Origin of the sequence: Thermococcus sp. SY098 (assembly GCF_035621495.1) — an archaeon.
Classification (GTDB): Archaea; Methanobacteriota_B; Thermococci; order Thermococcales; family Thermococcaceae; genus Thermococcus_B.
In genome coordinates, this window is record NZ_CP141821.1 from 319,671 (window position 1) to 342,754 (window position 23,084).

At 43.1% G+C, this 23,084-nt stretch carries 20 protein-coding genes and 1 tRNA gene; 8 read left to right on the plus strand and 13 right to left on the minus strand.

What is annotated here, in order from left to right; translation table 11 throughout:
* Window positions 1–15: 15 nt before the first annotated feature.
* Together VFC49_RS01685 and VFC49_RS01690 are read left to right on the plus strand one after the other, a co-directional pair.
* Entirely contained in the window at window positions 16–981 is a 966-nt protein-coding gene (locus VFC49_RS01685; protein WP_324736574.1) for a DNA cytosine methyltransferase, read from the plus strand.
* A 49-nt stretch (window positions 982–1,030) separates the two neighbouring features.
* Window positions 1,031–1,107, plus strand: a tRNA-Val gene (locus tag VFC49_RS01690).
* 49 nt (window positions 1,108–1,156) lie between these two features.
* On the opposite strand, the gene VFC49_RS01695 is transcribed toward VFC49_RS01690, so the two are convergent.
* Together VFC49_RS01695 and VFC49_RS01700 are read right to left on the minus strand one after the other, a co-directional pair.
* Window positions 1,157–2,887 carry a hypothetical protein gene (locus tag VFC49_RS01695; RefSeq protein WP_324735914.1) on the minus strand — a complete coding sequence of 577 codons (1,731 nt, stop codon included), beginning with the start codon at window positions 2,885–2,887 and terminating at the stop codon, window positions 1,157–1,159.
* 78 nt (window positions 2,888–2,965) lie between these two features.
* Window positions 2,966–4,117 (minus strand): DUF763 domain-containing protein, encoded by a 1,152-nt coding sequence (locus VFC49_RS01700; RefSeq protein ID WP_324735915.1) that lies wholly within the window; start codon window positions 4,115–4,117, stop codon window positions 2,966–2,968.
* Window positions 4,118–4,198: 81 nt separating this feature from the next.
* On the opposite strand from VFC49_RS01700, the gene trm10 reads away from it, so the two are divergent.
* Window positions 4,199–5,314: a tRNA (guanine(9)-/adenine(9)-N1)-methyltransferase gene (trm10, locus tag VFC49_RS01705; protein WP_324736575.1), complete on the plus strand. Its 1,116-nt coding sequence runs from the start codon at window positions 4,199–4,201 to the stop codon at window positions 5,312–5,314.
* Window positions 5,315–5,327: 13 nt separating this feature from the next.
* Here trm10 and VFC49_RS01710 read toward each other — a convergent pair whose 3' ends face one another.
* The 6 genes from VFC49_RS01710 to VFC49_RS01735 all read right to left on the minus strand — a co-directional run bounded on the left by VFC49_RS01710 (window position 5,328) and on the right by VFC49_RS01735 (window position 13,274).
* Window positions 5,328–7,991 carry a valine--tRNA ligase gene (locus VFC49_RS01710; RefSeq protein WP_324735916.1) on the minus strand — a complete coding sequence of 888 codons (2,664 nt, stop codon included), beginning with the start codon at window positions 7,989–7,991 and terminating at the stop codon, window positions 5,328–5,330.
* A gap of 222 nt (window positions 7,992–8,213) precedes the next feature.
* On the minus strand, window positions 8,214–8,969 hold the full coding sequence (locus tag VFC49_RS01715) for a class I SAM-dependent methyltransferase (protein WP_324735917.1): 756 nt from the start codon (window positions 8,967–8,969) through the stop codon (window positions 8,214–8,216).
* 369 nt (window positions 8,970–9,338) lie between these two features.
* Window positions 9,339–10,190 (minus strand): hypothetical protein, encoded by an 852-nt coding sequence (locus tag VFC49_RS01720; protein ID WP_324735918.1) that lies wholly within the window; start codon window positions 10,188–10,190, stop codon window positions 9,339–9,341.
* 19 nt (window positions 10,191–10,209) lie between these two features.
* On the minus strand, window positions 10,210–10,455 hold the full coding sequence (locus VFC49_RS01725) for a hypothetical protein (RefSeq protein ID WP_324735919.1): 246 nt from the start codon (window positions 10,453–10,455) through the stop codon (window positions 10,210–10,212).
* A gap of 66 nt (window positions 10,456–10,521) precedes the next feature.
* On the minus strand, window positions 10,522–11,889 hold the full coding sequence (locus VFC49_RS01730) for an ATP-binding protein (RefSeq protein WP_324735920.1): 1,368 nt from the start codon (window positions 11,887–11,889) through the stop codon (window positions 10,522–10,524).
* Window positions 11,886–13,274 (minus strand): ATP-binding protein, encoded by a 1,389-nt coding sequence (locus VFC49_RS01735; protein ID WP_324735921.1) that lies wholly within the window; start codon window positions 13,272–13,274, stop codon window positions 11,886–11,888. Before VFC49_RS01735 ends, VFC49_RS01730 begins: the two co-directional genes overlap by 4 nt.
* Window positions 13,275–13,452: 178 nt before the next feature.
* Between VFC49_RS01735 and VFC49_RS01740 the strand changes: the two genes are divergently transcribed.
* On the plus strand, window positions 13,453–13,962 hold the full coding sequence (locus VFC49_RS01740; protein WP_324735922.1) for a MogA/MoaB family molybdenum cofactor biosynthesis protein: 510 nt from the start codon (window positions 13,453–13,455) through the stop codon (window positions 13,960–13,962).
* Window positions 13,963–14,004: 42 nt separating this feature from the next.
* Window positions 14,005–15,195 (plus strand): gephyrin-like molybdotransferase Glp, encoded by a 1,191-nt coding sequence (gene glp, locus VFC49_RS01745; RefSeq protein WP_324735923.1) that lies wholly within the window; start codon window positions 14,005–14,007, stop codon window positions 15,193–15,195.
* On the opposite strand, the gene VFC49_RS01750 is transcribed toward glp, so the two are convergent.
* Window positions 15,192–15,401 (minus strand): hypothetical protein, encoded by a 210-nt coding sequence (locus VFC49_RS01750; RefSeq protein WP_324735924.1) that lies wholly within the window; start codon window positions 15,399–15,401, stop codon window positions 15,192–15,194. The genes glp and VFC49_RS01750 overlap by 4 nt on opposite strands.
* A 164-nt stretch (window positions 15,402–15,565) precedes the next feature.
* Window positions 15,566–15,910, minus strand: coding sequence for a hypothetical protein (locus tag VFC49_RS01755; protein WP_324735925.1), 345 nt, complete (start codon window positions 15,908–15,910; stop codon window positions 15,566–15,568).
* Window positions 15,911–16,001: 91 nt separating this feature from the next.
* Here VFC49_RS01755 and VFC49_RS01760 point away from each other — a divergent pair, with 91 nt between their 5' ends.
* On the plus strand, window positions 16,002–16,646 hold the full coding sequence (locus VFC49_RS01760) for a YfcE family phosphodiesterase (RefSeq protein WP_324735926.1): 645 nt from the start codon (window positions 16,002–16,004) through the stop codon (window positions 16,644–16,646).
* Here VFC49_RS01760 and VFC49_RS01765 read toward each other — a convergent pair.
* From VFC49_RS01765 to proS, 3 genes are all read right to left on the minus strand, one after another.
* Window positions 16,638–17,807 carry a pyridoxal phosphate-dependent aminotransferase gene (locus tag VFC49_RS01765; protein WP_324735927.1) on the minus strand — a complete coding sequence of 390 codons (1,170 nt, stop codon included), beginning with the start codon at window positions 17,805–17,807 and terminating at the stop codon, window positions 16,638–16,640. The two genes, VFC49_RS01760 and VFC49_RS01765, sit on opposite strands and share 9 nt — an antisense overlap.
* 85 nt (window positions 17,808–17,892) lie before the next feature.
* A complete protein-coding gene (locus tag VFC49_RS01770) occupies window positions 17,893–19,491 on the minus strand; it encodes a carbamoyltransferase (RefSeq protein WP_324735928.1) in 1,599 nt (532 codons plus the stop codon).
* Between the two features lie 32 nt (window positions 19,492–19,523).
* The gene (proS, locus tag VFC49_RS01775) at window positions 19,524–20,966 is read right to left on the minus strand and encodes a proline--tRNA ligase (RefSeq protein WP_324735929.1); all 1,443 of its coding nucleotides are present in this window, start codon (window positions 20,964–20,966) and stop codon (window positions 19,524–19,526) included.
* A 102-nt stretch (window positions 20,967–21,068) separates the two neighbouring features.
* Here proS and VFC49_RS01780 point away from each other — a divergent pair, with 102 nt between their 5' ends.
* Both VFC49_RS01780 and VFC49_RS01785 read left to right on the plus strand, forming a co-directional pair.
* Window positions 21,069–22,070, plus strand: coding sequence for a 2-hydroxyacid dehydrogenase (locus tag VFC49_RS01780; RefSeq protein ID WP_324735930.1), 1,002 nt, complete (start codon window positions 21,069–21,071; stop codon window positions 22,068–22,070).
* Between the two features lie 9 nt (window positions 22,071–22,079).
* The gene (locus VFC49_RS01785) at window positions 22,080–23,081 is read left to right on the plus strand and encodes a M42 family metallopeptidase (protein ID WP_324735931.1); all 1,002 of its coding nucleotides are present in this window, start codon (window positions 22,080–22,082) and stop codon (window positions 23,079–23,081) included.
* Window positions 23,082–23,084 lie beyond the last annotated feature (3 nt).

The window sequence follows — 23,084 nt, forward strand, 5'->3', positions numbered from 1 at the left end:
AGTGAGGTGGTATATATGTACACGATCATTGATTTATTCGCTGGTGCGGGAGGATTTAGCAGGGGTTTTAAGGAAGCGGGATTTAAGATTTTAGCGGCTATAGAGAATTTTGCTCCAAAAGCTGATACATATAAGTTCAACTTCCCTGAGGTTAAGATGTATGTTGAAGATATCAAGAAGATTCACACCATAGATGTCATGAGAGATGTTGGAGTGCCGGATGTAATAATAGGTGGACCTCCATGTGAGCCTTACACAGCCGCAAATTTAAAGAGAAAGGAGAATCCTCTTGATAGGCTCTACAATGACCCAATTGGACAGCTTGTCTTGCACTTCATTCGCTTTGTGAAGGATTTTCAGCCAAAGATATTTGTCATGGAGGAAGTGCCTCAAATTATGGAAGGTGAGCTTAAAGATGCCTTGAAATACGAGTTTGAGAAAGCTGGCTATGATGAGATTTACTTCAACGTTCTTGATGCTCAAGATTACGGAACCGCTCAGAGAAGGAAGAGGGTATTTATTTCGAACATTCGCATCAAACCCAAGAAGGTCAGGGGAAAGCTGACAGTATGGGATGTAATCGGGGATTTACCTGACCCAAGGCTACCTGAGGCATTAGAAATTCCCAACCACAGATATGTTCCGTTATCACCAAGGAAGCAGAGAAAAATCATGCGCCTTAAATGGGGAATGGCAATGCATAAGTTTGGAGACTCGCAAAGGAAGTTCACGAACTGGGTCAGGCTTCATCCTTATAAGGTTGCACCCACGGTCAAAGGTGGCAGCAGGTTCATCCATCCCTTCGATGACAGGCTTTTAACTGTCAGAGAGCAGGCAAGATTGATGGGATATCCGGATTACCACATATTCCTTGGTGGAAGGGACGTGCAGTATGACAGTGTTGGTGAGGCAGTCCCCCCAACAGTTGCGAAGGCAATAGCCGAATACGTGAAGGAAAAACTTGAAGAGGGGGATTATTAAATTAGCGAAAGATTTATAATCTCCCCTTTGCTTTAACTTTGTCGGGAATGGGCCCGTGGTCTAGCTGGTCATGACGCCACCCTTACGAGGTGGAGGTCCGGGGTTCGAATCCCCGCGGGCCCACCATAACAAAATTTGTCCCGAAAATTTAAAATGATAATCAAAGTTGGATGTTTTATTCTCCGAATCTTATTGGCAGTTTAACTTTGAATTTAATTGTTTTTAGGGCATTTGGAATTTTAATTTTCAGAATATATTGGGCATCCTCTGGAATGTCTTTAAATACTACATATCCAGATACACAATTTCCCGGAGTGAGTTCTATAACGTTTGTGAGATTGCTCATAACAACATCTCCTGGAATCAATACACCTTTTGAAGTCAAGAGCCCCCACTGTTCAATGTTTAACGGGAGGGTTGTTTCTCCAGTGTTCTCCAGCGTAAGATATATTTTTACAAGCGATTTCAGTTTGGTAATCTCCAAATATGGAACCTCCTCAACTTTTCCAATCATGATTTTTAGGGGATATTCCTCTATCGTCTTGTTGATTTTTATTTCCTTCGTCCTCGGCGTTCCCTTTATCTCAAAGGGAATCTCAATTAACTCATCCTTAAGCTCTGTTAGGTCATATAGATGCACTGTTAGGGTTGTCCTTCCCTGTACATAAGGAAATAGTAGCCATGTTTCTTTTTCAGAATGGGGGCCCACAGTTAAGAACCATGTGAATGGTGCAATTTTTACCTCACCTCCAAGGGTAATTCCGTTTAGATCTATTTTCACCTCATTATCTCCTGTATTTTTGATTTTCAGAATTACTTTTACCCCTTCCTCTTTTCCTTCTGGTGTTTCATATTCAAAAACAGCATACTTCATGAGTGTTATCTCAATTGGGAACTTTTCAGCTGCTTTGGATATATTCACCAGTGTATAGTTTAGTGAGAATTTAAGTTTTGGAAGCATTATCTCTACTTCTCTCTCGGGAAACATCTCTGTTTCGTGGACTTCAAGGATAAATTCTCTGCCCTCCAGACTTACCTCCTCCATCGGGAAAAGAAATTCTTCAGTTATATCCTTACCAGGTTCAAGCTTTTTGCTTTTAATGCTTGAAATGTCTCTGGGGTATTCTATCACTGAAAATCCATCAACAGTAAGCTTTGCTGGCTCTCTTATCATTAATTCTACAGAATTGTTTCCGAGATTCTTAATCTTGGTGTCTATCCTAAGGTATTTTTTCAAAGTTAGGGGATGCACATAAATTCCATATCGGTAAACTTCGAGTATAATATTACCCTCCTTTTGTGTCACATTTAGTGGTTTTGAATTCCTAAGATAGACTTTTTCAAAGTACTGCATTCTTTCTTTTTCACTCATTTTAGGGAGATTCTGAGCTGTAAAAACCTTTTTTAACATAGTATCTTTCGTAATTAATGTTGCATCAATGATGCCACTACTTGAAATGCCCTTTTGAAAGTTGGTCAGTACATATCGGGCTTTATACACAGTGGGCTCTGTAAGATTGCCAGAGATGTTGGTTAGTTCCTCACTGTAAAATAGGAAATCTGATCTGTGAACAGTCAAAGTTCCGTTGTATATGAGAATACCAAATTCGTCCTTTATTGTTATTTTCAGTTTCCCATCAATTTTTGTACATGCAGTTTGATTTTTCACCTCTAAGTATAGGACCAGAACATTAGACTCTTTTTCCCATTTAGCTGTTATCTTGAAGTCTTTAATCTGTTCCTTTGGCATAAGTGTTGATAGAGTCGCTGTAGATGTTGATGTATTTGGAGATGTTATTGTTTTTTGCATGGGAGTTGCCAGAGTATGGGAGGTAGGAGAAGATTGAATGCATCCGCAGACTAACATTATTAACAAGAATATCGATATTGTATTGGTCTTCTTCATGAAGACCCCTCACTTAGGTAAAGTAAAAGAGGTTAAGTTTTTTACTTAGATTTACATCGGAACGATAAAAGAGATTTGTTAAGTAGGCTTTTTATCCTCCTCAGGCGGCTTCCAGTTCTTGGTTATCTTCGTAACAGCTTTAACTATCTGCCTCTCTTGCGGATTCTTTTCAACGAGCTTTTCAAGGAAAGAAATCAGCTCATCATAAGTAGGTTTATCAATTGGGAAGGGTACTCTATCCTTTCCACCTACAGCATAGGCAAACTTAAAAGGATCGGGAGGATGAGTAACTGGGTCTCTCCATGAAGGATGGACATCATACACAAGCTCCAATACAAGGGACAAAGCTCTTAGTGTGCTCGGGCCAAGCCCTTTGAGGAGCAAAAACTCCTCGTAATTCTTCACACTCAGTTCCCTTGCAAGCTCCAAAGCCCTCTGATTCAGCTCAATCTGTCCCAGACTTTTATATCTCCTAACTGTATCGGACAGGTTTAGTTTTTCATATGGTTTGTAGACAACCAGAGGTTTGTAGCCTTTTACAATTGCCGTAAGAGTTTTGAGCTCCCTCTCAAGCTTTCTTGGATCTTCTTTCACGATATCGAGCAAGGTTTTTTGATATTCTCTTGTGTTTTTATCAACAGTATTCAGCGCATACTCAAGCTTGATTCCGCTTATCCCTTTGTGAGGCTCCAGCGTAAAGCTTTCATTATCGAACCAGTGGTATCTCCTTGCAAGCTTGACCTTTGGATTCATACCCTGCTGAACAACTGCCCAGTTTCCTTCCTCATCAAGGAAGAAGACATGGTGGTAAAGCTGGTATCCCGTTTGTAAAGCAACTGTGTCAACTTTGGCAACTAACCGGGAAATTCTGACGTATTCACTGCTGTCGAGTTCATATTTCTCACATATATCTCTCAATTGAGCTGGAGTTTCTCTGCTCTTGGCACCTTTTCCTCCAGCGGCTTTTATGCCGAGCTCTTCCTTTGAGAGGACTTCCTTTAAAATCCCGGTTGTTACAGTTGTACTTCCTGACGAATCCCAGTCCATTCCAATTAGGTTGTTCAGAGCTTGAAACCAAACTGGATCCGCTAACCTCTCAAGAACTCCCTTTGTGCCATATTCATCAACCAAAAGAATAACCACTAATCTTGCCAATCTTCTCATACGTGCAGCCAGCCAAGGTGGGACATGACCCCCGTGAAGTGGAAGCTCAGCAATACCTTTTCTCATCACCAATGTATCCGATTTTGAAGTTATTAAGCTTTGAGAGAAAACCTTAAAAATTCACTGCCGATGCTCAAACCGATGCCAATGAAAAAGCTTAGCGAAATCTTTGCAGAGCTGCTCAAAGAAAAGGGAATAGACAAGATAGGTATACTTTCCAAGAGATACAGAAAATCAAAGAACAAGCTTCAAGATATAGCGTTAGATGTTCTCGAAGGTAAGGGAGCTATAGTTGAAGTCGATGAACCCACAGCAATAGCTTGGGATCTAAGCGGAAGACGAACAGAGGGAGCAAAATACGCCTATGCTCCATCGTGCATAGCAAAGAAGTTTAAGGTGATTATTTCTCCCGGAGATTTAAGAGCAAGGCTTCCAAATGATTGCCCCTATTTCATAATTGACCTCATGCACTGGGAAAAGCACACAGAAAAGGAAAAGAACAAAGTTGCTCTCCAAGCTGCTCAAAGCTATGGTGTTTTGAGGGATTACCTCTGGAGCGAGCTTTTAGCGTTAACATGGGTTAATGAGGAATTTAAGAAGAAGGCACATTTTCCTCTTGACAAAGTTACTGCCTATGAAGGTTCAACTGGGGAGTTTCTAAAGGAGAAAGGTATTGATGAAGTTGTCCTCCTCGATCCGAGAGCTGAGGAGGTTTTAAGCGAAGAAGACTTCAGTGTTGGGGCCTTTATCATTGGAGGAATTGTTGATACCGGCGGAACTAAGAGGGGAACCACTGCGAAGATTGGGGAAGCCCTTGAAAGTGAGGGAATCAAGGTTAGAAGGAGGAAAATCGTTCTTAGGGGAGACATTATTGGAGTTCCAGACAGGATAAATCACATACTCAAAATCCTCCTTGAGATGCTCGTGGAAGGCAAAAGCATGGAGGAAGCCATTCTTACAGTGCAGTCGCCGTTGCATGCAAGATGGCGCTTAAGGAAGGAACTGCCAAAGCATAAGAGGAGATATCTGATAGACGGCAAGAAATATTTGGTCGTTGAAAAGGAGCTCTTTGAGGAGTATTCAAAATGGCTCAACATACGGTGGGAGGACTTCGTACAGGTTTTAAGAGAACTCAACTTCGTTGCCCTTGAGAGGAAGAGAATACATCATCTCAACAAGATAGCGGTGGCGAGAATTATCAACGGAAAGCTCTACAGGGTTATTCTGCTGAAGAGAGCGGCTCTGCTGTGTTATAATTGTTGAAGAAAAGGAAAAATCAAGCAAAGAACAAAATTACAGCATCTCTCACAACTGCCGTTTCCACTTCTTCTCCCTCGCTGAACACAGCTTTTCTAAGCACTATGTCGTCCTTGCTGAGCTCAATCTTCTGTCCCTCGATTTCAAACTCCACTTTTCCGCTTTCTTTGATATCTTTTGCAACTGCATCAGCATTCTGCTTGAGGTATGCAACAATCTTTGGAACGAGCTTTCCATATCTCGGCCCCACTGTCCTAAAGTTGGGTTTGATTTCAATGATTCTTTCCTCAAGCTCAGGCTCGCCCTTTATGATTTCAAGCTTCTCAATATTCATCGTTCCAGCAATGTCTTTCTCTATGAGCTTGAGCATTTCATAGCTGTCTACTGCATAAATTGCCACATGCTTAAGCTTTGCATTCAAAGCCAAGCCGTGGGAGTTCTTGTATCTCCTCATCGCACCAACAATTTCCCTCGCAAGCTCTCCGAGCTTTTCAGCTTCCTCATCAATCCTTGCCTCATTGTAAGCGGGCCACTCCAAGAGGTGGATGCTCTTTGCCCCCACTTTATCCTTAAAGACCTCCTGATAGAGCTCTTCTGTTATATGTGGTACAAATGGTGCGAGCAGTAGGAGGATATTGTAGAGCAACTCATACAATGCCACTCTTGCCTTAAGCTTGCTCTCTTCGTCATCTCCATAAAGCCTGTGCTTAATCATTTCAAGGTAGTCATCTGCGACCTCGTGCCATATGAACGTCATAAGCTCCCTTGTGAGCAGGTTGAAGCGGTAGATTTCCATCTCGTTTGTTGCGAACTTGATTAGGCGGTGAAGCCTTGAGAGTATCCACTTGTCAAGAGGCTCGAGCTTGATGTCCTTGCTTGCATTGTAGTCCAGATCCTTGATGTGTCTCTCTGCAAAGCGGAAGATGTTCCAGAGCTTTTGGAGAAAGCGGAAGTTGTAATCCACAGTTTCCCACTTGAACGGATGATCTTCTCCCGGTGGGGCTAATGCTGTCCAAAGTCTTAGAGCATCGGCACCATATTTTGGAATCACTTCCTCTGGTGAAACAACGTTCCCATAGCTCTTGCTCATCTTTCTGCCATCTGGTCCAGCCACCATTCCGTTGATTAAGATGTCATGCCACGGTTTTTGTCCAGTGAGAATGTAAGTTCTGAAGATTGTGTAGAATGCCCATGTTCTGATGATGTCTGTTCCCTGAGGTCTTAGAGCTGTTGGGAAGTTATGTTTGAACCACTTCTCATCTTTAGTCCACTTTGTTATGACGAGTGGGGTTATAGATGAATCAATCCAGCAGTCCAAGACGTCCCTGACTCCTTCTAAGTTGGTCGAGCCGCACTTTGGACACTTCTCTACAGGCGGCTTGTCAAATCTTGGGTCAACTGGTAAGTCTTCCTCTCTTGCCGGGATTATTTCGCCACAGTCCTTACACACCCAGAATGGAATTGGAGTTCCAAACACCCTCTGTCTGCTGATAACCCAGTCCCAGTCCATGCTTTCCGCCCAGTCCTTGAGCCTTAGGAACATATCCTCTGGGAACCACCTTATCTGCCCCGCAACTTCCACAAGTTCCTCCGTGAACTCCTTCACCTTAATGAACCACTGCTTCTTGGGTAATAACTCAATTGGAGCCATACATGAGCTTCTCTCTGTGTGCCTCAAAACGCGGTGCCTTATCTTCTCCTTCTTGTAGAGCAAGCCCATCTCTTCCAAGTCCTTTGCAATTGCTTCCCTTGCTTCCTCTGTCTTCATGCCCTTGTATTTACCGGCTACTTCTGTCATCCTTCCATATTCGTCAATCGCAATAATCACCGGCAAGTTGTAGCGCTTCTGCCACACTATGTCCTGCTCATCACCGTAAGTACAATTATAAACGGCTCCGGTTCCAAAGCTTGGATCAACATCCTCATCAGCCAAGATTGGAACCTCTCTCTCAAAGATTGGGAGTTTTACCTTCTTACCGACTAAATCTTTATACCTTTCATCTTCTGGGTGTACAAATACAGCTACACAAGCTGGCATAAGCTCTGGTCTTGTTGTTGCTATTGGAATGTAGCCGTTCCCATCAGCCAGTGGAAGCTTTATGTAGTAAAGGAAGCCGTCCTCTTCCACGTAACCTACTTCCGCTTTTGCCAGGGAAGTCCTACAGTTTGGACACCAGAACACAGGGTGCTCTGCTTGATAAAGCAGACCTTTCTTGTAGAACTCAAGCAGAGATTTCTGCACTAAAGCCTTGTATTCGTCATCCATAGTATGATACTCCAAGTCCCAATCGGCAGAGTAACCAATCCTGATAAACTGATTTCTCATTGCCTCAATAGCCTGCCAAGTCCACTCGATGCACTTCTGCAGAAACTTCTCTGGCTCGTCCTTGCTTATGCCGAACTCCTTCTCCACCTTGAGCTCCGTTGGGAGTCCATGGTTATCAAAACCCTGTGGGAAAAGAACGTTGTAGCCCCTCATTCTCTTATATCTCGCCACAATATCAATCCATGTATGGCTTAATACGTGACCTAAGTGAAGTGTTCCGCTTGTGAATGGCGGTGGTGTATCAATTGCATATGGAGGCTTTTTCTCATCAAGCTCATACTTGTAAATCTTTTCATCCAACCAGAACTTCTGCCACTTGGTTTCAACTTCTTCGGGATTATAATTCTTCGGCAGCATGTTATCAACCTCCCGAGCCTATATGGTGTGTTTGTTTAAAAACCTTAATCTCCCCTCTTAAGCTGAGGAGTTCCTCTGAAGAAAAGCGCTCTGAGATTCTAAAACCCGTTGGATGGTGCCAACTAATGCTGTTCTTTTCAAAGATACTAAAAGTTTCAAAGAGTCTTCCGATGGACGATAGGCACCACCAAAGAATAAAGATGAACTCGAAGTTTAAAAAGTTTAAGGTGCAACTCCAACGAGCCAGAATCTGTATGCATTCTTCCCCAAGTTTCTCTTCATGTCCCCATAAATTTTCACTTCACTAAAGTACTTTTCCGCCAAAAGACGAATCTCTCTTGGGGTATAGGCATTAAGAACCTCGTGAACGTGGAAAGCTCTAATAGTGCCGTTAGGCTTTAAAATTTGAACTAAATATTTCAAATGGAGCCTTTGGGTTGCACTTTCAATTTCCTTCCAGCTTGTTGTTATTACTGTTTCATCTCCGTTCTTCTCTTTCCATATAGTCGGAGCTCTATCAAACTGTAAAAAACACAGATTAGACCAGTCCGCAACAAATACTCCTCCCGGCTTTAATGCTTTAATTGCGGAATTAAATAATTGTTTAATTGCATTTTCATCGAAGTACATGATGCTTGAAAAGAACATCGTCACTGCATCGAATTCATTTTCAAAGTTTAGTTTGGTGGCATCTCCTTGAATGAAATCAATCTTTAATCCAGCCTGCCGAGCTTTTCTCCTCGCAACTCTTAGCATCTCTTCATGCAAATCTAAGCCAACAACCTTGTAACCTCTTCTTGCCAGCTCAACCGTTGGAATTCCAGTCCCGCAGGCTAAGTCAAGAATCTTGTTGATTTCTCTTTTTGCATCGTTCTTGAAAATTTCCTCAACGAAGTCTATCTCCTCCCCAACCCGCTCTGCCCTGCGTCGGTAAATCGCATCGTAGTATTCAGCTAAAACGGTGTAGAGCTCATGCATAGGATCACCATAATTAAGTTCAGATTTATATTAAATTTGAAATTTTTGGTTATATTGATCTTTTGCTTTTCTCAAGACCGTAGAGGTAGAGCGAGACTGGAACTGTGTTTGCATCGAGTTCGTCTTTTGAAAGGTAGAGCACGGGGAAGGGGTAGTGCCTCCTTTCCATACCTGACTTCTATCCCGAAGAATCCCTTCCTTCCCTTTATCACGTTTTTCCCAAGGTAAACTGTCAGTGCTGTTGTTATTAGTGGACTGTTTTATATTAAGTTTTGTGAAAGTCTGCTTTCATTAAATGGCAGAGTTGTGAAAACGCACTTTTATAAACGGTAAACTAAAAGGATTGTAACTCTGAGAACCAAGGAACACTCAGAGGTTCCTAAAAACCTCTTCGGCTTTCTCGAACTTCTCCTCCCTTATGTAGTTAAGGGCCAAGTAATAGAGGCCGAGCATGTACACGTCCTCTGGCCCCGGATCATCAAGCTCTGCTATGCTCTTAATCTTCTTCTCCAAATCTTTTACAGTATTGCTTACGGCATCCTCGCTGTAGTTGAGAAGCTTCAGTGCTTGGAACATCGCCAATATGTCCACAGTTAGAGAATCTCCACCCTCACTCCCCTTTTGGACATCTTTTCCCTTCTGAAGAGCCTTCGGACGTTTTACTTTCTTTTTTGCGCCGGCAAACTCCTTGAGGAACTGGATGAGTTCCTTGTATGCGGGGTGCTTCCGGATCCCCTCGCTTGGATCTCTTATTCTTCCGCTTGCTAGATCGTCGTATACGTCCAGAAATTTCTTTGTGATTTCATACGATTTTTTTAACGCGTAAACGATGTCCTCCTTTGGCAGGATAATATCATATTTCTTATAAAATTCGTGCTTAATACCCTCAGCGAGTTTGTCGATCTTTTCTTCATCCTCAAATATCTCCTCCGGTGGCGGTATGATATACGCATCGCCTTCCGGATATTTCTTTATGAACCATGTAAGCTTCTTTTCGTCTAGTTCACCTTCAAACGCATGTATTTTCTTCTTTGCAACCCGTATTAACGCCCTTCCCGTAACATGTTCAGCGTAAACGTCATCTGCAAATGATTTGAACGCGTCCTTATCTCTGTGCCTGTATGTAATTGCGAGCGTTGCAAGCCCGATTGTAGCCCTGAGGAGTGAGAGCTTTTTATGGTATTCACGGAACTTCCAGGGTGTGGGGTCCCCTTCCAGCACCAGTTTAACGCCTCTGCTTTCACCGTCTTTTGTTTTTTCCTCTATTTCGGACACCCAGTAGTGTGTGTGTTATGTGCCGATCGACATCGTCAGGCAAGTCCAGATCCTGCCGTATCGCCCAGGAAATACCATCCGTAATTTTCCCCGCTTCCCGTTCGGGCTCCTCTACAAAGACGTACTCTGCTTCCCACTCCTTTACCGGTCCGAATAATCCTTTCTTCTCCCTTATCTTTATCTTCTTCGGCTCTTTCTTCATCAGCAGCATCTTCTTACCACCTGTTCTCTTCACTTATTCAACTCAAAAATATAAAAATCTTACCTTAACGTTCAGTCAGCTTTCTTCAAAGTCCTCTAAATCCCAAACCTGCCAGCCCTCAGCCTTAAGCCCTTCCTTCCCCTCAACGCCTTTGACAACGAGACCGTAGCCCTTCTCCCAATCATCGAGACCAGTAAGCTGAGCTTTCCTCTCCAAATCCCTTAAAATTCTCCTCGCCTCCCTCTCGCTCAGGTTTTTCCACTTGACCTCAATGAAGAGAGCCTTCTTCTCCCGCTCGTTCAACGCTAAGAGGTCAATCTCCTCACCTTTATGCCACCACTTTCCAATCCTTGTGAACCTGAAGGGTAGCCTTCCAGTTTTGTTAAGCTCAATCAGAAACTGCTTAGCTATCTCCTCGAAAACGAATCCAATGTATTCGTTAAACCTGAGCTTGATATCCTCCACAACATCAAAACCCATCTCAATTTCGCTTTTCCTCGGATAGATGAAGCGGAACCAGAAGTTGAAGAGCTTATCGTTTATTTTGTAGATGCTCCTCCCCCTCCCCACGATGGGCTTTTCCTCTCCAACGTATCCCATCTCCTCAAGAACGTTGAGGTACTTGCCGAGCGAGTTAAGGTCAACTCTGGCCTTGTCCGCTATCTGGCCGAAGCGGTTGTAGCCAAGTGCTATCGCCCTCAGTATTGAGAAGTATCGCGAAACGTCCCTCAGCTCCTGCTTAAGCAAATATTTGGGTTCGTCGTAGTATTTTGCGCCCTTCGACAGCAGAAGAGCTCTTAGATTGTCCCAGAAGTCAAGCTCTGGATTGTAATCCGCCCAGTACTGCGGGACGCCGCCGAAGACGGAGTAAACGTGAATCGCCTCCTCGGTGCTTAGGGGATGGAACTTCCTTATGTTGAAAAAGTTCATTTCCTCAACTTTCCACGCTCCGGTTCTTCTTCCATAAATGGGAGACTTTGCAGAAAGAATGCCCTCCATGAATGAAATCAGCGAACCGCAGAGTATCAGCATTATCCTCGTCTTCGAGAGGTGCATATCCCAGTACTTTTGAAGGACGCTGAGAAAGTCCTTTTGAGCTTTCGCTATGTACTGAACTTCATCTATCACTACAACGAGCCGTTCGGAGCTTTTTCCCGCAAGATAAGTGAAAAACGCCCTCCAGTTCTGGAGCGGGTTCTCCCTGAGGAAAGAATCGTTGAAATACTCAGCGAGCCTCTCGGAAAAGTCCTCAAGGATGGTTTCGCTCTCCTCGGCAAGCAGATAGACCCCATCAACCTCGGAAAGAAATTTCTGAAGGAGGTACGTCTTGCCTATTCTCCTCCGCCCGTAAAGGATTATCAGTTCGGGCCTTCCAGAGTGATATCTTTCACGCAGGAAGTCCAGCTCCGGCTTGCGGTCAATAAACTTACTCACGAGTATCATACTTTAGAGTAAGTTTCTCTGTTTATAAAGATTTCGAAGTCTTTCAAGTCCCACACAAGCCGCTCTTTCCTCAACATCTCTTTTTCTTCCACCCTCTTAGCAATCAATCCGTAAACCTTTTCCCAGCCTTCCAAATTCACAAACTTGCTTTTCCTCTCCAACTCCTTCAAAATATTCTTAGCCTCCCTCTTTTTCAAGTTCTTCCACTTCACCTCCACAAATAAGGCTTTTTTCTCCCTCTCATTCAAAGCCACCAAATCAATCTCCTCGCTCTTATACCACCACTTCCCGATTTTGGTAAAGCGGAAAGGCAACTCTTTCCATTTATTTAGCTCAACTAAGAATTCCTTCGCTGTTCCTTCGAAAACCCAGCCAAGATAGCGGTTGAAGTTTTGTTCAAATTTTTCTACGGCAACTTCTGGAATGCCAAGCTCAATCTCCTCCTTGAATGGGTAGACAAAGGTGTAGTAGAATGCAAAGTAGTTGTCTTTAATGAAGTATCGGGAGTTCTTCCTTCTTTTCTTGGGCTTAACCGTTACCGGGAACTCCTTATCAACGATGTCAAGATTCATCAATATGCTTAGATATCGCGCCAGCTTGGAACCGTCTATCCCAGTTATGGTTTTGAGCTCGTTGAAAGACCTGTACCCATAACTGATGGCTTCAAGTATAGTATTGTAGGTGCTTAAATCCCTCAGCTCGTATCGGAGGAGATACTCGGCTTCATCGTAAAAGAATCCCCTATTAAAGAAACTTTCCTTTATGTTTTCCTCTGGTGACAGTGAGGCATCAAAGCGAAGGAGGTAGTCAGGAATTCCACCGACAGCACCGTAAACTTTGACAACATCCTCCATGTTATAGCTTGGAAAGAACTCCCTTACATGGAGAAACTTCATGGGCGGAACCTTGAGCGATAATGTCCTCCTTCCGTAGATGGGACTTCCATAGGAAGCCAGCTCCTTCATCATGGAAACACTTGAGCCACATAAGATAAGGCTCCCTTTTCTCTTGAAGTCCCAGTATTCTTGGAGGATGCCGAGTATTCGCGGGTAATTCTTAGCAAGTATCTGGAATTCGTCAAATATTACCACAGTGTCCTCTGGCAGTCTGTCAAAGAACTCCTCAAAGGACGTTATTGGATGTCTGAGTAGGGTTTCATCCTTTGTAAGCGAAAAGAGCTTTGAATTTAAAGACTTTAAGGTTTCAGAAACTTCCTCCTCTTTGCAGAGATGATAAAGGGTTCTAAACTCTCTGGATGCCTCTATAAGGAGCCTCGTTTTCCCAACTCTTCTCCGCCCATAGACTATTACGAGGGCTCCCTTTCTAAAGGCGTTCCTGAGTATCCTGACTTCCTCCTGTCTGTCCACGAACTTTTGTGTAATCATGATTATATAATCGAGATTATATATTTTAAAGGTTTTGATGATAAATACTACCATGTTTTGGAGCATCATGAAATCAAAAAGCGTGCAAACGGTTCTCGGCATGATTAAAAAACCGCTCTCAAGTAGCTAACCTAAAAGTTATTAACCCTCCTGCATAATGTTAAACGGTGGTGTAAAAATGTCCCACGAAGAGCACAGGGCAAAAGCTCCCAAGAAGTTTAAATTTGCGGTTATAACGGTTAGCGACACTGCAAGTGCCGATAAAAGGGAAGATCTAAGCGGTTATTACATAATTGAAGAACTGAAGAAAGCGGGGAATGAAAACGTTTACTACAAGATTGTTCCTGATGAGAAACTTGCAATCCTCAAAGCGATGCTTGAGGCTCTTGAAAAAGCCGACGTGGTAATAACGACAGGGGGAACAGGAGTAACGAGGAGAGATGTCACAATTGAAGCGATAAGACCCCTCTTTGATAAAGAGCTCCCGGGTTTTGGTGAAATCTTCAGATTGAAAAGCTTTGAGGAAATTGGAACTGCTGCAGTGCTGACAAGGGCAACAGCCGGAATCATAAGGGACAAAGAAAGCAAAGTGGTCTTTTGCCTGCCGGGCAGCTTGAATGCCGTGAAAACTGGGGTTGAGATAATTAAGAGGGAGGCTTATCACATTCTAAAGCACGCAAGAGAATGATACAATTACACATTTACATAATTAAATAATTCGGTGATTCAAATGCGCGAATTCAAAAAGCTCATGCCGTATAAAGAGGCATTCCAGCTTATGATTAATGACATTGATGAAATCCCAGATGTTGAAGAAGTAAGCCTGGATGAAGCCCTTGGAAGGATTCTCGCTGAGAACGTGAAGAGTCCAATAGATTCTCCTCCATTTGACCGTTCAGCAGTTGACGGCTATGCTGTAAGAGCTGAAGACACTTTCCAAACGAGAGAATATGCTCCTGTTGAATTAGAGGTCGTAGATGAGATAACTGCTGGGATGGAGAGCAAGACAGAGGTCACACGCGGAAAGGCTGTAAAACTCATGACAGGGAATAAACTGCCGAAAGGTGCCAATGCTGTCATTATGCAGGAACAAGTAAAAAGGGAAGGGAACAAAATCTACGTATTAAGACCCGTTGCTCCGGGACAGAACGTTGCCTTCAAAGGTGAGGACATAAAGAGAGGGCAAATTATACTCAAGAAAGGGCAAATCCTCAGACCTCAGGATCTATCACTTTTAAAAAGCGTTGGAATAAAGAGGGTGAAGGTTAAGAGAAAGCCAAGAGTTGGAATAATTGTCACGGGAGATGAGCTCATTGAAGAACTTGATGAAAGAGCCCTTGAAAGCGGTAAAATCTTGGAAAGCAACTCAATAATGCTGAAGGGCTTGGTTAAGCAGTACTTCGGAGAGCCAGTGTTTTACGGGATTTTACCTGACGATGAAAGCATTATCAGAGAAATGCTCGAGAAAGCTAAGAGCGAGTGTGATTTGGTTTTGATTACAGGGGGCAGTGCGTTTGGAGACAAAGATTACGCTCACCGCTTTGTTAATCTGCTCTTCCATGGAACCACAATAAAGCCAGGGAGACCTGTTGGATATGGAGAGAGGGTTTTTGTAATGAGCGGCTATCCAGTTGCAGTATTTGCTCAGTTTCACCTCTTCGTTAAATACGCCCTTGCAAAGCTTGTTGGGGCAAACTTCAAGCCAGCTAAAGTTAAAGCAAAGCTGACAGCAAAGGTTCCATCAACCCTCGGCAGGTATGAGTTCGTTAAGGTCTGGTATGAGGATGGAAAGGCAAAGCCAATAAGGAAAAGTGGAAGTGGGTTGATAAGCTCTTTAGTGGAGAGCAATGGATACATAACGATTCCAGAGGACAGCGAAGGTTACTTAGAAGGAGAAGAGGTTGAAGTCGTGTTTTATTAGTTTTTGTTCCTCTTTTCTATGTTGCCAAATATCTCTCTGGCATCTTCCGGAAGAAAAGATATATCTCGGAAATTCCCAATCATCTCTAAGATTTCCTCCCTTTCTCTCTCCCTTTCCTTAAATGCCTGCACAATTGCATCATCCCTTGCCCAGGGTATTAATTCTTTAATAGGGTCAGGTTCCTTACAGGGAGGAGCAGTGCCCATTTCTTCAACACCAAGAAAAATGACTGTGTTTAGCTAAATAAGGTTTTCTCTCCATTTTTTTCAGGATTTGGTGGCAAATTCACAAAATCTGGAGAGAATTCAAATGTTGGCTTTGTGCTCGATATATGGTTTAAAAGTTCAAACATTGAGTTTAAATCGAAAATTTAAAATTCTGTTTTATTTTCCAGGGTTTTTAGGGCTTCTGCAAATCTTTTAATTACATCGTCAGGCGCAAATTTCTTTGGGGTTCTTTTGAGCCTTGGCCCTTTTCCGTTTATATACTCCTCAAGAACTTTTATTGCTTGCTTCCACGCCTCGGTGAAATTATTCACAGGGTCAAAAGGTTCATCAACATAATACCAGCTTTCAGTTCTTCTATCATAGACCGTTATTGCAGGATATACTTCATCATCTTTACAGGGACATTCTGAGTCCACACTAACCTCTATAATGAAATCCCCCACCTCGATGTAGCCTTCTTCTTTCAGTCTCTCCTTCCACTCTTTCATGCTCTCACTCACCAACTTATGAAAAAGTTTTCATGGATTTAAGGCTAACGCTTAAATGATTGATTGCTAAATTGGTACGGGGGGTGAAGAGATGAGGATTATAGCAATAACAGACATCCATGGTAATGAAAACAAAGCGAAATGGCTTGTAGAGAAGATAAAGGATGAAAAATTTGATGTTCTTCTTATAGCCGGAGACATAACGCATTTTAAAGGCAGGGGCAGTGCTGAAAAAAGTTTGAAGTACTTTTTGGAATTTAAAAAGCCAGTATTTGCTGTAATGGGAAACTGTGATGGCAGAGATGTTTTGGATTTGCTCGAAGAACTTGGAATAAATCTCCACGATAAGAGAATTGAAATTAATGGAATCGGAATTGTGGGATTTGGTGGTTCAAACATAACCCCCTTCTCAACAATCTGGGAGTTCCACGACGCTGAAATCTGGGAGAGCCTAAACAAAAACTACCGTGATGGCGACATTTTGCTTATGCATGTCCCTCCCTATGGAACAAAAGTTGATAGGACATTTACTGGGCTTCACGTGGGAAGCAAAGCTTTGAGAAAATTCATAGAAGAAAAGCAACCGCCTTTAGTTATCTGCGGTCACATTCACGAAGCAAGGGGCATTGATGAAATTGGAAAGACGCTTATAGTGAACCCGGGTCCTCTTTTCAGAGGGCATTATGCCGTGATTGACATAAATGAAGGAAAGAAGGTGAGCATAACACTATACTAACCCCTTCCCCTCCAGCACTTTCTCCATTCTGTTCATAGCCTCCTCAAGCTTCTCGTAAGCTGTTGCATAGCTGATCCTTATATAGCCCTCTCCAGCCTTCCCAAAAGCACTCCCTGGAACCACTACAACTTTTGCCTCCCTGATCATCAGCTCGCTGAACTCTTTGCTCGTTAGCCCAGTGTCTTTTATGCGTGGGAAGATATAAAAAGCACCTTTAGGCTTGACTGTCGGCAGTCCCATTTCATTTAAGCGCTTCCAGACCATCTGCCTCCTTCTGTCGTATTCCTTGCGCATCTCCTCAACAGCCCTCCAGCTCCTTTCGTCCCTCAGAGCCTTAGCAGCTGCATACTGAACAAACGTCACGGGACAAGTAGCATTGTACATCTGGAACCTAACCATCTTTTCAATGACCCACTCTGGAGCAGCGACGAAGCCAAGTCTCCAACCAGTCATTGCAAAAGTCTTTGAGAAGCCGTTTATTGTGATAGTCCTCTCAAACATTCCATCAAGGGAGGCAATGCTGTGGTTCCTAACTCCATCATAGACAAAATACTCATAAACCTCATCGCTCAAAATAATCAAATCATGCTCGACTGCAAAATCTGCAATCTCTTCAAGGTCTTTTTTAGTTAGAACTGACCCAGTTGGGTTGTTTGGGCTGTTGAGTATCAGAGCTCTCGTCTTTGAAGTTACATACTTCTCAAGCTCATCCACATTCAGGCGAAATTCATTTTCTTCGTAAGTCGGAACTTCCACAGGCTTTCCTCCGGCTAAAATCACAGCGGGAGCATAGCTGACAAACATCGGTGAAGGTACTAAAACTTCATCTCCATCCTTAAGAAATGTTGCAAAGCCCATCAGTAAGGCTTGATTAGCGCCGACAGTTATCATAATTTGCGTTTTAGGATCCGCATCAATGCCATTATCCCTCTTCAGCTTTTCAGCAACCGCTTCTCTAAGCTCTGAGATTCCAGCATTAGGGCTATAATGCGTTAGCCCCTTGTCCAAAGCTTCTTTTGCATACTCTTTGATATGCTCTGGCGTATCAAAATCAGGCTCCCCGATTCCTAATGAGATTATTCCCTCAATACCTTGAGCCAAATCAAAAAGCTTTCTAATTTCAGAAGGATTTACACGCTCTAATACATCACTTAGCGCCATGAGAATCACCAAAATGAACTCAGCTTTGAGACTTATAATTTTGCCGCTGTAAAATATTCGATTTAAGGAAAATAAAGTCGAAAAATTACAAATAAACAGCAAACTTCTCCAAAACCAGCACGTCAAGCTTTGCCTTTCTGAACGTCCTCAGCGCATCCTCAGGTGAGCAAACTATCGGCTCACCATGCATATTAAATGAGGTGTTTAGCACGGCACCAACTCCACTCCGCTTCTCAAAGAGCTTAATTATGTTGTAATACGTGTGATTATCCTCTTCCTCAAGGGTCTGGGGTCTTGTTGTGCCGTCAACATGGACAACGGCTGGTGCCTCTTTTATGAACTCCTCTGTGGCCCAATAGCTCATTGTCATGAACTTGTTTGGATATGGGTCAACTAAATAATCTCCAATCCTTTCCTCTAAAATTGTTGGTGCAAATGGCTGGAAGACATCTCTCCTCAAAGCCAAATTGAGCTTTTCTTTAATACTTTCATCCCTCGGGTCTGCTAAAATAGAGCGGTTGCCCAAAGCTCTCGGTCCGAACTCCATTTTCCCCTGGAAGAATGCAACAATTTTTCCATCAATTAAGGAATCAGCAACAAAACCTGAAACAACCCTGATTTCCTCATACTTGACTCCTTCCTCTCTCAAAAATTCCTCAATTTCATCCTCAGAGTAAGAAGGACCGAGATAAACGTGTTCCAGCTTAAATGGCTTCCATCTACCATCCAGTCTTTCAAGCTGTGATTTAACATAAACTGCAGCTCCAAAGGCTAAACCGCCGTCATGCATAGCTGGAAACACCCACAAATCTGGGAAGTGCCTTCTTAAAACCATGTTCGCCTTAACATTCTGCGCAACTCCTCCGGCATAAGCCAAGGGCAATCCATACTTTGTAAGCTTAAGCCCAAGTTCATCTACAATCTTTTCCAGATGCTTCTGAGCTGATGCCGCTATCTCAATGGCTTTCTGCTCCAATTTTCCGCTGAGTTGCCCCTTCTTTAAGTTGGCAGAAACTTCTTTAGCTTTCTCAAAGGGGAAATTAAAGAATTCAGCCAGTTTTTTAGTTGCCTCAATTCCAACGAGTTTGAGATGGTTTTCAAAGGTTAAACCATTAAGCTCAATTATCGCGGATAAATCATAGCTCGGCTTTCCATAAGCTGCCAAGCTCATTACCTTGCCCTCGTGTCTCATAGGCTTAAATCCCAAAAGCTCCGTAACTGATGCATAGAAATCCCCAAGGGAATCGAGATAAGTGGACTGGGCAATTCTAATCATCTCACCATCTCTGCAGATGTAGATTGATGAGCTTAAGCCATCTCCAGCGGCGTCTATGCTTAAAGCTAACGCCTCTCTCCAGCCGGAAGTGAGATAAGCTGAGGCTGCGTGAGCAAGGTGATGCTCAACATAGAGAACTTTTCTTTTGAAATCTTTCCCAAAAATCTTCGCTAAGTTCTTTTCAAGCTCCAAAAGACGGGAGCGCTTTCTAAAGATGCCGGCAATCGCAATGATTTCAACTTCATCTGGAGTTACATTCCCCATTTCGAGCACTTTGAGTACACTTAATTTTGGAAAGCCGCGGTAATGCTTAATTCGATTAAGCCTCTCCTCATTAACTGCATAAATTTCCCCATCTTTAATTAAAACAGCTCCAGCATCATGGCCGTCATGAATTCCAAGTATCATGATAAATCACCAAGAGAAAAGAAAAAACGAGTTCAATAAGTCCTTGCAAACCTTGCAATGAATTTTGCATCCTTTCCACAGTGAGCGCACTTTTTGCCTTCAATTTTTGCCTCTTCCTCTGGATATGGAATTCCAAGCATCTTTGCATCAAGGATTTCTTCCATCTCAAGTCCACAGCTCTCTTCCCCACACCACGGGATTTCAACGACCCCTCTTCTGTCTTCAAAGACTTCTTTTGCCTCTTCAAGTGTGTCAACCCTCTTAATGTAGCTGTCGAGGAACTCTTTAGCCCTTGCATAGAGGTTCTCCATTATTGCATCAAGTGTTTCTCTGACCTTCTCAATTAGCTCAGCTCTCTCAACTGTGAACTTCTCAAGGGTGTCTCTTCTTGCGAGCACAGCCTTTTGTCCTTCAACATCCCTCGGACCAACTTCAATCCTCAGCGGAACCCCCTTAAGCTCCCAGTCATAGAACTTCCTTCCTGGCCTTATGTCCCTCTCATCAACATGAACTCTCATTCCAGCGGTCTTAAGCTCCTCGGCAATCTCTCTTGCATATGCAAAGACATCATAGGGCGAGTCCTTCTTTGGAATTGGGACTATAACCACTTGAATTGGTGCGATTGTTGGTGGGAGAACCATTCCTCTATCGTCGCCGTGGACAGCAATGACCGCCGCGAGAAGCCTCTCACTCATTCCATAGGTTGTCTGGTGGACATACTCATGGGTTCCATCTTCTTTTTCATACATTATGTTGTATGCCTTTGCGAAGTTCTGCTTGTAGTTGTGCATCGTTCCTATCTGCAGAGTCCTCCCATCGGGCATTACAACCTCTGCACCGAGGGAGTAATAAGCTCCTGGGAACTTGTCCCACTCTGGTCTCTTTGAGACTATATAGGGCAATGCAAGCTTCTTAGCCAAATTGTCAAATATCTCTAAGTCCTCCTTTATCTGCCTCTCGGCATCTTCAAAGCTGTCGTGGGCTGTATGAGCTTCGAAGAACCTGCTGATTTCTCTAACTCTAATCAGTGGTCTTGTATGCTTTGTTTCGTATCTATAAACATTGACAATCTGGTATATTTTGAATGGTAAATCTGCGTGAGAGCGAATCCAAAGCGCGAACATTGAATACATGGCTGTCTCGCTTGTAGGTCTGAGAATCAATCTCACATCTAAAGGATCGTGACCTGCATGGGTTACCCAAAATACCTCTCCCTCAAATCCAGCTATGTGTTCGGCTTCCTTTTGGAATTCGGTTTCTGGAATTAACGCTGGGAATAGGACTTCTTGATGTCCAGTCCTTTCCATCTCCTCATGGATGAACTTTTCAATGTTCCTCATTATCCTAAGGCCATAAGGCAACCAGATGTTCATCCCTTTTACCGGATACCTTTTATCTTGTATTCCAGCCGTTTCAATAAGCTCATTGTACCACTCGCTGAAGTTGTTCTGCCATTTGTTTCGCTCTACCTTCATAACACCACCTACCCCTTAAGACTTCAGAAGAAGTTTTTAATTTTTCGCTTTGAATCAAAAAGATTTATTAGCTCGTTTCGATAAACGTCTAAAGGTGATAGCATGAAACCGAAAGTGGCTGTATTGTTCAAGATGAAAAGCAAACCACTGGAAGAACTCAAAAAATACTGTGATGTTGATGTTCTGCTGTATCCTGAGAAAGAAGATCTCATGGAAGTAATCCACCAATACGACGGCATTATAATCTCACCCCTTAACAAAATTGATGCTGAAATCATCGAGAAAGCTGAAAGGCTTAAAGTAATAAGCTGTCATTCAGCGGGATATGATCACGTTGATATTAACGCAGCGACAAAAAAAGGCATCTATGTCACTAAAGTGAGCGGAGTCTTGAGTGAAGTTGTTGCGGAGTTTGCCATCGGCTTAATGATTGCCTTGCTCAGGAAGATAGCCTATTCGGATAAATTTATCAGACAGGGAAAATGGGAATCTCCAAAGCTTGTGTGGAGCAGCTTTAAGAATATTGAAAGTGTTTATGGCAAAAAAGTTGGAATTATCGGCATGGGAGCAATTGGAAAAGCGATAGCAAGAAGAGCAAAAGCGTTGGGGGCTGAAATACTGTACTGGTCGAGGAGCAGAAAAGAAGACATAGAAAAGGAAGTTAATGCAAAATATCTGCCCTTTGAGGAGGTTCTCAAACAGAGCGACATCGTTGTTCTGGCACTTCCAGCAACAAAAGAAACGTACCACATAATTAACGAGGAAAGCCTTAAGATCATGGAGGGCAAATACCTTGTAAATATAGGGCGTGGAGCATTGGTTGATGAAAGAGCTGTGATTAAAGCTCTCAAAGAAGGAAAGCTGAGAGGCTATGCAACGGATGTATTTGAGAATGAGCCGGTTCAAGAAAGCGAATTATTTGGGATGGAATGGGAAACGGTTTTAACACCTCACTATGCGGGCTTATCAAAAGAGGCAATGCTTGATATGGGCATTCAGGCAGTTAAAAATCTGCTGAAAGTTTTCAAAGGCGAAATACCGGAAGATTTAGTCAATAGAGATGTATTAAAAATTAGACCAATTGAGAGCATAAAGATGCTGTGAGGTGGTGGTATGGAGCACCTTATTAAAGAGCTCAGAGAAATAACCCAAATTCCAGGAATTTCTGGATATGAGGAAAAAGTTAGGGAAAAGCTGATTGAGTGGATTGAGCCTTTTGCGGATTATAGGATTGACAGAATAGGAAATCTGATAGTTGAGCTTGGAGAAGGTAAGGAGAAAGCAGTTTTCATGGCACATATAGATGAGATCGGGCTTTTAATTACGGGCATAACAAACAACGGGAAGCTCAAGTTCAGAAAAATCGGTGGAGTTGATGACAGACTATTAATTGGAAGACACGTTGATGTGATAACGGAGAATGGAAAGCTTGACGGGGTTATAGGGGTTACACCAGTTCACCTCAACCTCGAGAGGAAGTTTGACACAATTCCCTGGCATGCATTGGAGATCGATATTGGTGCGGAATCAAAGGAGGAGGCTCTATCACTGGGAGTTAAGCCGCTGGACTATGCCGTGTTCAAAAAGCACTTTGCTGTTTTAAACAAACGCTATGTTGCAACTCGCTCTCTTGATGACCGCTTTGGTGCTGTTGCACTCTTTGAGGCTATCAAAGATTTAGTTGATCATGACCTGAATGGAAAGTTCATCTTCGCCTTCACTGTGCAGGAGGAAATAGGGCTTAAGGGCGCTAAGTTTTTGGCAGAACACTACAGCCCGGAGTTTGCCTTTGCCATTGACTCCTTTGCGTGCTGCTCCTTCTTAACGGGAGACGTTAAATTAGGCAGCGGCGCTGTGGTTAGGGCTGTGGACAATTCAGCAGTTTACACAAGAAAACTCGCAAAGAGAGTTGTTGAGACAGCCGAGAAGAACGGGATACCTCTTCAGATAGGTGTCACTGGCGGAGGGACTGATGCGTCTGTATTCCAGCACAAAAGCGAAGTTCTTGCCTTAAGTGTGCCCATTAAATATCTGCACAGCGAGGTGGAGATGCTCCACTTGGATGATTTAGATGCCCTGATAAAGCTGATCGAGGCAATAGTGTTTGAGCTTTAAATG